Source organism: Pseudoalteromonas sp. SG45-3, assembly GCF_014164075.1.
Taxonomy (GTDB): domain Bacteria; phylum Pseudomonadota; class Gammaproteobacteria; order Enterobacterales; family Alteromonadaceae; genus Pseudoalteromonas; species Pseudoalteromonas distincta.
In genome coordinates this window covers 36,118-49,928 of record NZ_JACJEN010000020.1, presented here as the reverse complement: position 1 = coordinate 49,928, position 13,811 = coordinate 36,118, and the positions used below count along the sequence as shown (strand labels likewise).

The following is a 13,811-nucleotide window of genomic DNA, read 5'->3' as shown; positions in this document are numbered from 1 at the left end:
CTTATTCTTACATGGATGTAAGCCAGTAGAATAACGCAGGAGCAGTTACCGAGCCCACTAGGTTACAAACCTAGCGCCGCGATTTAATCTTCCTTGGATTGAACAAATTTCAATCCATAAAATTCAACACGCCCTAGTAACAAATCAGTCATTTCGAGATGCTGTTTTTATTGCTATGATTGGACAAATTTTTCAAATGGATCAATTCCCCTATGTGGTTTAGTAACCTTATTTGTTACCGCTTTAAGCAAGACGTTTCATACACCCAAGAAGATTTTGATAAAGCATTAGAGCAAGATTTATTTCGCCCATGTACTGGTCAAGAGCTTGCAACATTTGGTTGGACGAAAGCGTTTGGAAAGCATGGCGAAACACTATCGCATTTTTCTCAAAAAAGTATTTTAGTTTGCGCAAAACGTGAAGAAAAAGTACTCCCAGCTTCTGTTATCAACGAACTAGTTGCTGAGAAAATTGATCAGATAGAAGCCGAAGAAAACCGCCCGGTTAAAAAGAAAGAAAAAGACGAATTAAAAGAAAACATTCTTCATACTCTTCTACCCCAGGCATTTAAAAAGTCGAGCTTACAATTTGCCTTTATTGACCAAGAAAATGGCTGGGTGGTTGTAAATAGTGGCAGCTTTAATAAAGCTGAAGAGCTACTGGCACTACTTCGTAAATCGTTAGGAACGCTCCCAGTTGTACCTGCGTTTGCTAACTACGACCTAGATGTATTCTTAACTGATTGGTTAACTAACTTTAGTACACCAGAAGGCTTTGCTATTGGCTCTGACGCTGAGCTTGAAGAAGCTGACGACAGCGGTGCACAAGTAAAACTAAAAGGCCATGATCTGGCATGTGATGAGGTTAAATCGCACTTAGAAAGTGGTAAACGCGTAACTAAACTGGCACTTGATTGGCAAGAACGCCTCAAGTTTATGCTGCAAAACGATGGCTCTATCAAGCGTTTAAGCTACTCTGAAACTCTAAAAGAAGAGAACGCAGATATTCCTAAAGAAGATATGGCTTTAAAACTTGATGCTGACTTTATTTTAGCTTCTGAGGAAATAAAGCAATTACTTGAAGAACTAACTGCTGGCTTAGGTGACGTTGAAGATTTAGAAAAAGCGTAAATACCACAACCTACATAAATATTTAAGCGCTTTGAAGCATTAAATAGACCCACATATAAGCAGGTTGGTATAACAGATAAAAAATCCGATAGCAGTTTACTGCTATCGGATTTTTTAATGGAATTTTTAGAAGCGCTTATTTATATATTTGTTATCCGCGAACAGAATTTAGCTAACGTTCGGCGTATTAAAACCTAATGTAATCATCTTTTAAGTAAGAGCTTACAGCAAGGTTCAAAGGAAAGTTATGTAGAGTGATATGAGATTATCTGTATTCACTTCAAGCCGGAATGCACAAAAACTGAAATTTTGATTTTAATTGAAATCATTAACTTATTTGTGCAGATAACTTATTTTAGCTTTTAGCGTCTTCAACTTTAGGTTGGCGATATATTTTTATAATGTGGTATAAATTTACAAGCGACAATAAGCCGTTGGTAAAAATAACAGGTACTGCGCCAATGGCAAAACCGTATGCAGTAAATACAATACAACCAAACATGTTGTACCAACGCAGTTTTACTACATCTGTCATTGTTAACGATGCAACCAATAAAGCTGATGCAATATAGCCTAAATATTCCCAACTCAATTGTTCTCTCCTAGCCTTTAGGTTAGCATTACATGTACTGCTAACTTATGGCACTTATAAGTATTGCAAAGTTACAACAAAATAAAAAAGCTAACTTGCTTAAAAACCTGAAAAAGTTTGCCGGAAAATACCAGCAAATTCTTAAATCATTACACGGGAAATGAAGGTAAAATAATACTATTAGCAAAGCTAATAATATTAGTAGCAAGTTAGCGTAAATTCTTAGTGTCTTAATGCTAACGTCATTAAGATGTAATAAATAGGACAAATGTCCGAAGAGCACATTGATGTTTCAATACCATTTTTCTAGTTACCTTGTTGATCAGCTTTTAACCTTTGCCGGTAGTAGCTATCAACAATCAAAAAAAGAAGTTCTGATCCATCAAGATCAGCCTTTAAGCAAGCTTGTGCTTGTACGCAGTGGCACTGTGTCGTTTAGTTACGACGTAGGTAATGGACGACGCCTGCTGTTAGGACAATTGGATTGTAACAACACCCTTATTGGTGAAATAGAAGCGCTAAATAATAATCCGTGTATTTATACGGTAACGTGCTTTAGCGATGTAACTTATAATCTTATTGAATTAAGACATTGGCGTGCTCTGCTGCTTGAAAAACCAGAACTGAGTTTATACACCGCACAAACTATTGCGGCTAAATTTCAGGAAAACCAAAAAATCAATTTAGATAAGCTACTACTACCATTGAGCTACAACATAGCCAAAGATTGCTTACTAAGAGCCGAGAACAACAACCCTACGCTACTTAGAGCCTATCCAACTGTAAATGCTGAAGCCGAACGCTTTGCTACCACTGAGCGAGCTTACAGACGTGTTGTTACAGAACTTGTCGAAAAAGGCTTGGTACTTAGAAGTAACGATGGCTTACAAGCAGTCGATATACCAAAGCTAAGTGAATACGTAGATAGCTTTGCTCAACTTTAAGTTATTTAAAATTTACCCATAAAAAAAGGCCTTAACGGCCTTTTTTTATTTACACAAATTACTGATTACTTCTCTAGCAAAATGTCATGAATTTTCACAAGATCAGATTTACCTGCAATAATTTCATCCGGTGTTAAACCCGATAGTTCATGCGGGAACACTAACCACTCTTCAGACTCATGAATATAATAATCTGGAACAGTGTCTACTTTTGAGTTTTTTGGCTTGTAGTACGGACATGCAATACGAATATCACGTGGCAAGTTTAAGCGCATAAGCTCTGAAAGCTTTTCTTTTAATGCAACAATACTACGACCAGAGTCAAATACATCATCAACAATTAATAATGAGTCGCCTGCATTTGCGTTCTCAACAATGTAATGCAAACCGTGGACTTTAATTTCTTTAGATTGTTTACCAATACCGTAATAAGACGATGTACGTACTGCAATGTGGTCAGTCTCAATGCCTTTATAATCGTAATATTCTTGAACAGCAATACCGATCGGTGCACCACCTCGCCAAATACCAATAATAAAATCAGGACGAAAGCCATCTTGGTATACTTGTGCCGCTACGCGGAACGAATCTTCAAGCAGCTGTTGAGCTGTGATGTAGCACTTATCTGACATAATTAGAAACCCCAGTGGTGGATATAAGATTTGAGCGCAGCTTAGAGTTAAGCAAAAATTAAACTCAAACAGGTATTGGCGACGGATTTTACCGCAAATGAAATAAAATTGCTTGCCTGTAAATTAAAAAATAGGCACCCAAAGGTACCTATTTTTAGTGTAAAAAGCATAATTTAGTAAATATTATGCTTTTTCTTGTAGGGTACGAGCAACCGTACGCATACCTTGAGTTGTTGCGCCCGCTGCCCATTGGCTTGTACTGCCCATGTTAAAAGCAGCAGCTAAATCTATGTGCACCCAACCTTTGCCATCGTTTGGCACAAAGCGTGATAAAAAGCCTGCAGCATTCGATGCACCGCCGTAACCGCCACCCTTTTGTGCACGGCTATTTGCCGTATCAGCATAAGGAGATGGGCAGTTTTGTTGATGCCATTTTTCAAGAGGAAGTGGCCAAGCAGCTTCCATTTCTTGAGATGCAAAACTTTCAACTTCACGTGCAAGTTCTTTATCAAGTGCAAATAATGCATTGTACTCTTGGCCAACAGCAACAAGCGCTGCTCCAGTTAGTGTTGCTGCATCAATGATAAGTGGAGCGCCAGTCTCTCCTGCTGCCATTAAGCCATCAGCAAGTACTAAGCGACCTTCAGCATCCGTGTTTACAATTTCAACTGTTGTGCCATTTTTGTAAGTAAGAATGTCACCTAATTTGTATGCATGACCCGAAATTAAGTTCTCAGCACAACATAAAAACAGCTTAATACGTTTTTCAATACCACGGTTAATAGCCAATGCTAAACCTGCTGTTACTGTTGCAGCGCCGCCCATGTCGCACTTCATACCAAGCATACCTTCGCTTGATTTAATTGAGTAACCACCTGAGTCAAACGTAATACCTTTACCTACAAGCGCAGCACTTACTGGTGCATTTTCGTCGCCTGTTGGGTTGTAATCAAGCTCAAGCAATACTGGTGGGCGAACACTACCGCGACCAACTGCATGAATACCAATCCACTGTTGTTCTAGTAACGCATCACCTTTAATAATTTGGTAACTTACATGTTCAGGCGCTAATGATTGAATAAACTCAGCTGCTTTTTCAGCTAGGCTTTCTGGGTATATGTCATCGGCAGTACCGTTAACCATTTCACGTGCCCAAATTGCTGACGTTTTTAAGTGAGCAAGTTCTTTAATATCTGATTGTGCGTTATCAACAAACTCAACACCGTTTAATGATTTTGGTGTTACAAAGCCTTGGTAAAAAGCCCACTGGCTTTCTGTACACCAAGTATCACCTGCTAATTCAACATTTTTAACGCCTTGGCTTGCAATAGTACGGCCTGCTTTTTGAACATTTTTTAATGTGTCTTGCTCAGATAAATGAACAGTTGCACCGCGCTCGTTAAAAGACAATGACGCATTATCGCCCCAATGACTCGCTGCTGCTTGTTCGCTTAGTTGAACAACAAATTTTTCACTCATGTTAGAATTCCCTTGCACTTAAATGTGCCACCGAGTTTACTATAGAGCGCTTAAGTTCCCAACAGCTTGAGATAAATAACATAAATCACACTGCTGAGCAGTGTTTACGCTTTGGAAGTTATTATGAAGTACACGCCAGCGCTGCAACCAGCCATATTATTAAAGCGCTACAAACGCTTTTTAGCTGATTTACAATTAAGTGATGGCAGCGAATTTACCGCCCACTGTGCAAATACAGGTAAAATGACGGGATGCGCTGAGCCAGGCTTTACTGCTTTTTATTCAACAAGCGATAACGCAAAACGAAAATACCCGCATTCATTAGAACTTACGCAAAATAACTTATCGCAGCTTATTTGTGTAAATACAGCGGTGGCTAATAAAGTAGTAGAAGAAGCAATAAACAATAATGTGATAAGCGAACTACTCGACTACAGTCAATTGCAAAGCGAAGTGAAGTACGGCAGCGAAAACAGTCGTATCGACTTTTTACTCACAGACGAAAATAAGCCCGATTGCTATGTAGAAGTTAAGTCAGTCACATTATTAAGCGAAAATGCACCACAAAGCGGGCAAGGCTACTTTCCTGATGCGCAAACACTGCGTGGACAAAAACATATTCGCGAACTAATAGAAATGATCGAACAAGGCCACCGAGCAGTATTACTGTTCGCTGTTTTGCATGAGGGAATAAATACCGTAAGTGCAGCTGCGCATATTGATAAAAAATACGCCACGTTATTAAACCAAGCAATAATAGCCGGTGTTGAAGTATTAGCATACAAAGCCAAAATTTCAGCTAATGGAGTCTTACTTCATAAAAGAATAGTATTTATAGAATAGTGTAATAAACCAACGGATTGAACTAAGCGTAATTTACAAAGTACTCCAATTATAGAAAGTGGTAAAAAGTGAATTATTAAAATTAACTTGTTTTTAAAGCTTTTGCCCATATAACAAGGCAAGTTTTAGAAAGCGAATATGTGAATTAATTAAAAGTGTAAATAAACTATTAATACACTTTTTTACTCAGTAAGCATGGTTGAAGCTAATTCGATTAATTAAAAATAAATTTGCCTAGGGTATAAGATTCTGTTATTTATACCGCCGGCTAATGCTGAGGCATTAAATTAAGGATTTAGGAGAGAGTTATGCCAGACCAAAAGAAACATGGTTTATTGGCTCAAGCCGGTTTAGAACCATACCAAGAAAAACCAGGCGAAGAGTACATGAATGATGCACAACGTGCTCATTTTAGAGCAATTTTAGAGACTTGGCGTAACGATTTACGTAACGAAGTTGATCGTACTAAATCGCACATGCAAGACGAAGCTGCTAACTTTCCTGACCCAGTTGACCGCGCTGCACAAGAAGAAGAATTCTCTTTAGAACTTCGTACTCGTGACCGCGAACGTAAATTAATCAAAAAAATTGAAAAAACAATTAATTTGATTAAAGAAGATGATTTTGGCTTTTGTGAGTCTTGTGGCATCGAAATTGGCATACGTCGCTTAGAAGCACGTCCTACTGCCGATTTATGCGTAGACTGTAAAACACTTGCAGAAATCAAAGAAAAGCAATCTGGACGCGGCTAATTAAAACTTATTAGTTAGTTATGTCTCCTACAGCCGTTACTGCGCCTATGCGTAAATATCGCGGTCGTTTTGCGCCGTCTCCTTCTGGGCCATTACATTTTGGCTCACTTGTAGCGGCTGTGGGTAGCTATTTAGATGCAAAAGCTAATCAAGGAAAATGGTTAGTTCGTATTGAAGACATTGACACTACGCGCGTGGTTAAAAACGCCGACTCCGATATTCTAAATACCTTACAAGCCTACGCCCTTTATTGGGATGAACCTGTTGTATACCAAACACAGCGCCTGTCTTTATATCAAGATATTACCCACTCACTTTTAGAGCAAAACCTTGTTTATGGTTGCACCTGTACTCGCAAGCAGATAAAAGCCATTGGCGGTATTTATCAGGGGCATTGCAAAGCACTTAATCATCATACTCAATCCGGCGCGCTTCGTTTAGTTCAGCAACATCCAACGACTCAATTTAGTGATTTAATTCAAGGTGATATATCGGTAAATAGTGCATTATCCCACGAAGATTACTTAATTAAACGCAGTGACGGTTTATTTGCATATCAACTTGTTGTGGTCGTCGATGATATCGATCAAAGGATAAATCGAATCGTAAGAGGCGCAGATTTAATTGAGCCAACAGCTCGGCAAATTAGTTTGTTTAAACAACTCGACAGCCCTGTACCTGAATTTGCTCATTTACCTTTAGCGGTTGCCAAACCCGGTTTTAAACTATCTAAACAAAATTATGCCCCCGCCATTTGTAAGCAAAATCCAAAGCCTGCTTTAATTAGCGCTTTTGAATTTTTAGGGCTACCTGTTATAGCTGATTTAAGCGACTTAAATATAGAACAATTAATCGATTGGGGAATTAAAAACTTTAGCTTAAAACAGGTCCCCCAAGTATCCGAAATACAAATTTCTCAACATCCACATAGCCAGAAAGTCCAATTTACACATTTAAGTAAATAAAATAGCTAAAAACGGCTTAATTTCAACACATCAACTTAATTTTTAAACCCTGCTGGTATATGATAGCCGCCTAAATATATGCTAATTACGTCAAACAGCTTGTACTGGGTTATAACCGCCCTATTTGCTGTAACTTTTGATTGCGATGCAGAGTCAATCACACCTTCTAGGAGACAGACTATTATTTCCAAGCTTTTTCAATTTTGCCGACAAATAATCGGCCCGAATACCAGTGCCGAAAGCGCTTCTGTAAGCAGTGAACCTATTGTTGTCACTCGTGGTGAGCATGGTATTTCTCGCAAACAATTTAGCCCAAATGCAATCAAAGTATTATACCGCTTAAAAGACGGTGGCTACGATGCCTACCTTGTTGGTGGTTGTATTCGCGATATATTGTTAGGCCAACAGCCAAAAGATTTTGACGTAGTTACTAATGCAACTCCAGATCAGGTAAAAAAACTATTTAGAAACTGTCGCCTGATAGGTCGTCGCTTTCGTCTAGCACACATTGTATTTGGCCGTGAAATTATCGAAGTGGCAACAATGCGTGGCCACCACGAAGCGCAAGAAGACAAAAATCAAATAAGCCAATCAAGCAATGAGGGCCAACTACTACGTGATAACGTATTTGGCAGTATTGAAGAAGATGCGGAGCGCCGCGACTTTTCAATCAACGCACTTTATTACTCAATTAAAGATTTTAGTATTCACGATTACGCCAACGGCTTAGCGGCAATTAAAGCTAAACAAATCGAGCTTATTGGCGACCCTGAAACGCGTTACCGCGAAGACCCTGTTCGTATGTTACGTGCAGTACGTTTTGCCACTAAGCTTGATATGAGCATTGCGCCTAAAAGTGAAAAGCCAATTAGCGAGCTTGCAAGCTTGCTTGATAACATTCCGCCAGCACGTTTATTTGAAGAAATTCTTAAACTGTTTTTAAACGGCAAGGCCGAAGCTAACTTTTTAATGCTGCGTAAATACGGCTTATTCCGCTCACTTTTTCCTGAACTTGATAAAATTTTAGATAAAAACCCAAGTGGCTTAGAGCACACGCTTATTCAGCAAATGTTTCAAAATACCGACAAGCGTATTAATGCCGATAAAAAAGTAACACCGGCGTTTATTTTTGCTGCCCTACTTTGGTTCCCACTGCTTGAGCGCACTAAAAAAATTCAAAGCCATGAGCAACTATCTGAATACGATGCTTTCGCACAAGCAATGAATAAAGTACTAAGCGATAATTCACAGCATATAGCTGTTCCTAAGCGCTTTACTTTAGGTGCTCGCGATATTTGGCATATTCAGCACCGCTTAGATAAACGTGCTGGCCAACGTGCATACAGGCTAACGCAACAGCCTCGCTTTAAAGCCGCTTACGACTTTTTATTATTACGCGTAGATGCAGGCGAAACTCAGCATACAGAGCTTGCTCAGTGGTGGACACAATACTTAAGTAAAGATATAAACGGCCAAAAAGAGATGGTTAAAAGCTTAGGTCATCAAGGTGGTCCTAAGCCGCGAAAGCGCCGTCGCCCTACTAAAAAGCCAACTGAGTAATAACATGCATTGTGTTTATTTGGGTTTAGGTGCCAACCTAAACTCACCAACAGAGCAGCTTGATAACGCGATAATTGCGCTTAAAAAGCTGCCTAATTGTGAATTTTTAAACGTATCGCATTACTATGCAAGTAAGCCTATGGGCCCACAAGATCAACCAGACTATATCAATGCCGTAGCCTGTATTAAAACGACCCTTGCTCCAGAGCAATTACTTGATTTAACACAAAGTATTGAGCTTGAGCATGGTCGAGTAAGAAAAGCTGAGCGTTGGGGTCCACGCACACTTGATATCGATACCCTATTATTTGATGATCAAATTATAAATACGGCGCGCTTAACCGTGCCTCATTATGGTTTGAGTGATCGCGAGTTTGTGGTTTACCCACTATTAGAGCTTGCACCTGAACTTATTTTACCTAGCGGCATTGCATTAAAAACCATTGCAAATAACTTACCGCTCAACGACTTACAACAATTACCTCTGTAATTAACCTAGGCTTTTGCCTGCGAGGATATTATGTCTAAAATAACCGTTTCTACTTTAAATAAAATGAAAGCAGAAAATAACAAAATTACTGCATTAACAGCCTACGACGCTAGTTTTGCAAAGTTATTTCATGATAACGGCGTTGAAGTTATTTTAGTGGGCGACTCATTGGGCATGGTACTACAAGGCGGCGATGACACCCTTGGCGTAACAAATCAAGATATTGCATATCATACCCGCTGTGTACGCGCTGGTAGCCGCGAATTATTTGTAATTGCTGACTTACCTTTTATGACCTACTCAAGCGTTAGTGATACCTGTAAAAATGCAGCTGAGCTTATGCGCGCTGGCGCAAACATGATTAAACTTGAAGGCGGAGAGTGGCTTTACGAGAGCATTAAAGCACTCACTCAACAAGGTATCCCAGTTTGCGGGCATTTAGGCCTTACACCACAGTCAGTTCATGTATTTGGTGGCTTTAAAATACAAGGTCGCGAAGAAGATAAAGCACAAAAAATGATTGATGATGCGAAAGCACTTGAAGCCGCTGGCGCGCAATTATTAGTACTTGAGTGTATTCCAAGTGCCCTGGCAAAACGCATTACAGACGCTTTAAGTATCCCAACTATTGGTATTGGTGCAGGCAGCTTAACTGACGGCCAAATACTGGTAATGCATGACCTGGTTGGTATTTCGGCAGGTTACATTCCTAAATTTTCTAAAAACTTTTTGCTCGAAACAGGCAATATGCCTGCAGCCGTTCAAAAGTATTGTACAGATGTTAAAAGTGGCGCATTTCCAAGCGCTGAACATGAGTTTAAATAATGCAATCAATAACTGAAATCAGATCGTTACGTAGTCAAATTAAAGCATGGCGCCAAGCAGGTCTTAGCGTGGCGCTTGTGCCAACAATGGGCAACTTGCACCGTGGGCATTTTTCGCTAGTAGAAAAAGCAAAAAACTTGGCCGACAAAGTCGTTGTAAGTATTTTTGTAAACCCAATGCAATTTGGTGCTAACGAAGATTTAGATAACTATCCTCGTACGCTAAACGAAGACAAACAAGGCCTTGCTGAACTAGGCACTGATATTGTATTTACCCCAAGTGTAGAAACAATCTACCCTAACGGACTGGGTGCACAAAGCTTTGTAGATGTACCTGACATTTCATTAGGCTATTGCGGTGGCTCACGTCCAGGTCACTTTAGAGGTGTTGCAACAATCGTAACTAAGTTATTTAACTTAGTGCAACCAGATTACGCCTGCTTTGGTGAAAAAGATTTTCAGCAACTACAAGTAATCAAAACTATGGCACGCGACTTATCAATTCCGGTTGAAGTCATTGGTGTACCTACAATGCGAGAAGTTTCTGGCCTTGCTATGAGCTCACGTAATGGTTACTTATCTGATGATCAAAAAGCGACTGCAACCGTATTATTTAAAGCCCTTAATACGTGCGCTGAGCAACTTAAAAGTGGCGAGAAAGACTTTGTAAAACTTGAAAGCTTAGCTAAACAAAGTTTAGAGCAAGCAGGCCTAAAACCAGACTATTTTGAGATTGCTCAACGAGATACATTAAAAACTGCTACAATCGAAGATACTCAATTTGTTATTTTAGCCGCAGCCTATTTTGGTGGTGTTAGATTGATCGACAATATCCAAGTCGAAATTTAATATTATTGCGACTCCATTTTAAGGATAAGAAGCATGCACACTTTAATAAAAACAAGCGTAGTCGCCCTTACTTTTGCACTATTGGCAGGTTGTCAAAACCAAGTTGAAAACCCTGAAATGAATCAGTGTGCTCAACAAAACTACCAGTGTGAAAGTAGTTGTGAACAGCAAACAACTGCTGAGGGCTTAAAGCAACAAGTATGCTCTGGCAAATGTGTTGAGAGCTATAATCAATGTAAAGCACAAGCCGAAAAATTAGGTAATATTTAATTCCTTAAAGTTTTTAGTTTTAGGCACAAAAAAACCGCTCAATGAGCGGTTTTTTATTGCTTATAGTTTATTAATTTAAACCAAGCTTCTTAAGTTCTGTTTCTACTAGCTTTGCAGAAAGTGGTACATAACCATCTTTTTCTACAATTTGCTGACCATCTTTTGAAAGTACCATTTTTAAGAATTGCGCTTCCATTGGAGACAACGGCTTGTTTGGGTGCTTATTCACATAAAGGTATAAAAAGCGAGATAATGGATATTTACCTTGTGCAACGTTATCAAGTGTTGCATCAACAAAGTTATCGCCTTTTTTAGCTAGCGGTACTGTACGTACGCCCGATGTTTTATAACCTATACCTGAGTAACCAATTGCATTTAATGAAGATGAAATTGACTGTACTACTGATGCAGAACCCGGTTGCTCATTTACGTTATTACGGAAATCACCTTTACAAAGTGCTTTCTTTTTAAAGTAACCATACGTACCTGATACTGAGTTGCGTCCGTAAAGTTGCACATCTTTAGCTGCCCAATCACCTGTTAGACCAACATCGCTCCAACGGTTAACTTGTTCTGGTGCGCCACATTTACGAGTAGATGAAAAGATAGCATCTACTTGGTCAATACGAAGACCTTCAATTGGGTTATCTTTATGTACAAATACAGCAAGTGCATCAATAGCTACGCGAACTTCTGTTGGCTTGTAACCGTAACGTTTTTCGAACGCTTCGATTTCTTTAGATTTCATTTTACGGCTCATTGGACCTAGGTTAGCTGTACCTTCGGTAAGTGCCGGTGGAGCAGTAGAAGAACCTGCTGCTTGAATCTGAATATTTACATTTGGGTAAATACGTTTGTACTCTTCAGCCCAAAACGTCATCATGTTGGCTAAAGTGTCAGAACCTACTGATGAAAAGTTGCCTGAAACACCACTAATTTTTTGATACTCAGGAATATTTTGGTCTAGAGCAACTGCTTGTGCAGATACGAAAGTTGTAACAGCCACACCCATTGCGGCAACTAAGTTTTTAAATTTCATGTAGAGTTCTCCGGTTTGTTCGTTCCATTTTCTAACTGCTGCCCACTCTAAAGTGAGTACATGACAGTTACATTACTCTTAAATGACACTTTTATGACTTGACCTATTAGCTTAATTATTTAGTCAGCGAAACTATCTTATCTATTGAAAATTCAAAAGAAAAACACGATCCTTTGTTAACTTCACTGCGAATATTTAATTTACTATCATGGCGAGTTAACACATGTTTTGTTATAGCGAGCCCTAAGCCTGAGCCACCTGTTGTTCTACTGCGAGCTTTATCAACACGATAAAAACGCTCAGTTAATCGGTTAATATGCTCAGGCGCAATACCATCACCATTATCGGTAACACTAAAACACGCTTTATTGTTTTTGCGCTGCCAGCAAACTTCTACTTTACCGCCTGGTTTTGTGTAATGAATCGCGTTGAATACTAAATTAGAAAACGCACTACGCAGTTCATCCTCAGAGCCTTTAATATCAAGGGTTTTATCAATATCAAAAATAAGTTCGTGGCCTTTGTCTTGATTAATTGAGTTTGCTTCAGTGTGAATATAACCAAGTAATTGCGGTACATTTATAGCTTTATCGTTGTCTTGGCGCCGTGCACCTTCAATACGCGAAAGCGATAATAATTGGCTGACTAAGCTATCCATGCGCTTACATTGTTCAAGCATGGTATTTTGCGCTTTGTTCCACATTGCTGGCGGCGGCATCATGTCGCCATCCATCATCTCAAGATACCCTGTAACCACTGTAAGCGGTGTACGTAGTTCATGCGACACATTGGCTACAAAGTCTTTACGCATCTGTTCAAGCTGTTTTAAGCGCGTTACATCACGTACCACAACCATAAGTTGCGTACTTGCATATGGCATTACCCTAAACTCAAGCACCTGCTCAATACTATGACCGTTATCCAGCTCAAGCGCGTCGTCAAATTCGCCTTTGTGCATGTATTTAGCAAACTTAGGTTCGCGAATTAAATTATCAAGGCGCTGACCATGATCGGTAGGCCACTGCAAACCAAGCACTTTAAGGGCTAATTGATTACACCACACAATACTTAAATCGTTTTGTAATACCACTACCGCATCAGGTACCGCTTCAGCCCCATCGCGAAAGCGACGAATTAAATCTGCAAGCTCATTACGTTTTTTACGATTACGGTGCTGGAGATGGTAAATACCTTCAAACACTTGCTCCCATGCACCCTCACCCTCTGGTGGATTAAAGCTGCGTTGATTAAGTAGCCAATCGCTCAAACGATAAAGTTGATGGTAGTGCCAAATAAGGAGGGAAAAAGATCCTAAAAATAAAAGCAAAAATGGCGCGCCAACCAGCACACCAATTAATAGTAAGGGTAAAAAATAGATAAACAGGCGCTTTACTAACGCCTGCTTATTAACAACTCGATACATACACTCACTTTACCTTAGA

General features: G+C 39.5%; 15 protein-coding genes. 10 read left to right on the top strand and 5 right to left on the bottom strand.

The genetic code is table 11. The features are described 5' to 3' along the window. The first annotated feature begins 212 nt into the window (after positions 1-212). The gene (gene rdgC, locus H5126_RS17800; protein ID WP_002962662.1) at positions 213-1,130 is read left to right on the top strand and encodes a recombination-associated protein RdgC; all 918 of its coding nucleotides are present in this window, start codon (positions 213-215) and stop codon (positions 1,128-1,130) included. Positions 1,131-1,485: 355 nt separating this feature from the next. On the opposite strand, the gene H5126_RS17795 is transcribed toward rdgC, so the two are convergent. Next, positions 1,486-1,722, bottom strand: a complete 237-nt coding sequence (locus H5126_RS17795) for a YgjV family protein (protein ID WP_024596297.1) — start codon at positions 1,720-1,722, stop codon at positions 1,486-1,488. Between the two features lie 287 nt (positions 1,723-2,009). Between H5126_RS17795 and H5126_RS17790 the strand changes: the two genes are divergently transcribed. After that, a complete protein-coding gene (locus H5126_RS17790; protein WP_002962665.1) occupies positions 2,010-2,666 on the top strand; it encodes a Crp/Fnr family transcriptional regulator in 657 nt (218 codons plus the stop codon). Between the two features lie 65 nt (positions 2,667-2,731). Here the strand turns inward: H5126_RS17790 and H5126_RS17785 are convergent, their stop codons facing one another. Together H5126_RS17785 and pepB are read right to left on the bottom strand one after the other, a co-directional pair. Continuing rightward, a complete protein-coding gene (locus tag H5126_RS17785; RefSeq protein WP_002962666.1) occupies positions 2,732-3,298 on the bottom strand; it encodes a phosphoribosyltransferase in 567 nt (188 codons plus the stop codon). Positions 3,299-3,481: 183 nt separating this feature from the next. Then, positions 3,482-4,777: an aminopeptidase PepB gene (gene pepB, locus H5126_RS17780; protein WP_002962668.1), complete on the bottom strand. Its 1,296-nt coding sequence runs from the start codon at positions 4,775-4,777 to the stop codon at positions 3,482-3,484. Positions 4,778-4,900: 123 nt separating this feature from the next. On the opposite strand from pepB, the gene sfsA reads away from it, so the two are divergent. From sfsA to H5126_RS17740, 8 genes are all read left to right on the top strand, one after another. Further along, complete coding sequence (gene sfsA, locus H5126_RS17775) at positions 4,901-5,620, top strand: DNA/RNA nuclease SfsA (RefSeq protein WP_182720670.1); 720 nt, start codon at positions 4,901-4,903, stop codon at positions 5,618-5,620. 308 nt (positions 5,621-5,928) lie between these two features. Then, positions 5,929-6,372 (top strand): RNA polymerase-binding protein DksA, encoded by a 444-nt coding sequence (gene dksA, locus H5126_RS17770; protein ID WP_002962671.1) that lies wholly within the window; start codon positions 5,929-5,931, stop codon positions 6,370-6,372. A gap of 20 nt (positions 6,373-6,392) precedes the next feature. Beyond that, positions 6,393-7,337: a tRNA glutamyl-Q(34) synthetase GluQRS gene (gene gluQRS / locus H5126_RS17765; protein ID WP_002962673.1), complete on the top strand. Its 945-nt coding sequence runs from the start codon at positions 6,393-6,395 to the stop codon at positions 7,335-7,337. A gap of 78 nt (positions 7,338-7,415) precedes the next feature. Then, positions 7,416-8,897 (top strand): polynucleotide adenylyltransferase PcnB, encoded by a 1,482-nt coding sequence (gene pcnB / locus H5126_RS17760; RefSeq protein ID WP_220491487.1) that lies wholly within the window; start codon positions 7,416-7,418, stop codon positions 8,895-8,897. 4 nt (positions 8,898-8,901) lie between these two features. Next, positions 8,902-9,387, top strand: a complete 486-nt coding sequence (gene folK, locus H5126_RS17755) for a 2-amino-4-hydroxy-6-hydroxymethyldihydropteridine diphosphokinase (protein WP_182720669.1) — start codon at positions 8,902-8,904, stop codon at positions 9,385-9,387. 30 nt (positions 9,388-9,417) lie between these two features. Further along, complete coding sequence (gene panB, locus H5126_RS17750) at positions 9,418-10,212, top strand: 3-methyl-2-oxobutanoate hydroxymethyltransferase (RefSeq protein WP_002962679.1); 795 nt, start codon at positions 9,418-9,420, stop codon at positions 10,210-10,212. Continuing rightward, complete coding sequence (gene panC, locus H5126_RS17745) at positions 10,212-11,060, top strand: pantoate--beta-alanine ligase (RefSeq protein WP_138489570.1); 849 nt, start codon at positions 10,212-10,214, stop codon at positions 11,058-11,060. Before panB ends, panC begins: the two co-directional genes overlap by 1 nt. Before the next feature lie 33 nt (positions 11,061-11,093). Continuing rightward, on the top strand, positions 11,094-11,330 hold the full coding sequence (locus tag H5126_RS17740) for a hypothetical protein (protein WP_024597166.1): 237 nt from the start codon (positions 11,094-11,096) through the stop codon (positions 11,328-11,330). Positions 11,331-11,400: 70 nt separating this feature from the next. Here the strand turns inward: H5126_RS17740 and H5126_RS17735 are convergent, their stop codons facing one another. Both H5126_RS17735 and phoR read right to left on the bottom strand, forming a co-directional pair. Beyond that, positions 11,401-12,369 (bottom strand): PstS family phosphate ABC transporter substrate-binding protein, encoded by a 969-nt coding sequence (locus tag H5126_RS17735; RefSeq protein ID WP_002962686.1) that lies wholly within the window; start codon positions 12,367-12,369, stop codon positions 11,401-11,403. Positions 12,370-12,484: 115 nt separating this feature from the next. Beyond that, positions 12,485-13,792, bottom strand: a complete 1,308-nt coding sequence (gene phoR / locus H5126_RS17730; RefSeq protein ID WP_002962688.1) for a phosphate regulon sensor histidine kinase PhoR — start codon at positions 13,790-13,792, stop codon at positions 12,485-12,487. Positions 13,793-13,811 lie beyond the last annotated feature (19 nt).

What these genes read in the sequence shown, in the direction of transcription:
- rdgC (WP_002962662.1), top strand. Translation starts at nt 213, where the DNA reads ATGTGGTTTAGTAACCTTATTTGTTACCGCTTTAAGCAAGACGTTTCA.
- gluQRS (WP_002962673.1), top strand. Translation starts at nt 6,393, where the DNA reads ATGTCTCCTACAGCCGTTACTGCGCCTATGCGTAAATATCGCGGTCGT.
- folK (WP_182720669.1), top strand. Translation starts at nt 8,902, where the DNA reads ATGCATTGTGTTTATTTGGGTTTAGGTGCCAACCTAAACTCACCAACA.
- dksA (WP_002962671.1), top strand. Translation starts at nt 5,929, where the DNA reads ATGCCAGACCAAAAGAAACATGGTTTATTGGCTCAAGCCGGTTTAGAA.
- sfsA (WP_182720670.1), top strand. Translation starts at nt 4,901, where the DNA reads ATGAAGTACACGCCAGCGCTGCAACCAGCCATATTATTAAAGCGCTAC.
- panB (WP_002962679.1), top strand. Translation starts at nt 9,418, where the DNA reads ATGTCTAAAATAACCGTTTCTACTTTAAATAAAATGAAAGCAGAAAAT.
- H5126_RS17735 (WP_002962686.1), bottom strand. Translation starts at nt 12,369, where the DNA reads ATGAAATTTAAAAACTTAGTTGCCGCAATGGGTGTGGCTGTTACAACT.
- H5126_RS17785 (WP_002962666.1), bottom strand. Translation starts at nt 3,298, where the DNA reads ATGTCAGATAAGTGCTACATCACAGCTCAACAGCTGCTTGAAGATTCG.
- H5126_RS17740 (WP_024597166.1), top strand. Translation starts at nt 11,094, where the DNA reads ATGCACACTTTAATAAAAACAAGCGTAGTCGCCCTTACTTTTGCACTA.
- H5126_RS17790 (WP_002962665.1), top strand. Translation starts at nt 2,010, where the DNA reads ATGTTTCAATACCATTTTTCTAGTTACCTTGTTGATCAGCTTTTAACC.
- panC (WP_138489570.1), top strand. Translation starts at nt 10,212, where the DNA reads ATGCAATCAATAACTGAAATCAGATCGTTACGTAGTCAAATTAAAGCA.
- pepB (WP_002962668.1), bottom strand. Translation starts at nt 4,777, where the DNA reads ATGAGTGAAAAATTTGTTGTTCAACTAAGCGAACAAGCAGCAGCGAGT.
- phoR (WP_002962688.1), bottom strand. Translation starts at nt 13,792, where the DNA reads ATGTATCGAGTTGTTAATAAGCAGGCGTTAGTAAAGCGCCTGTTTATC.
- pcnB (WP_220491487.1), top strand. Translation starts at nt 7,416, where the DNA reads ATGCTAATTACGTCAAACAGCTTGTACTGGGTTATAACCGCCCTATTT.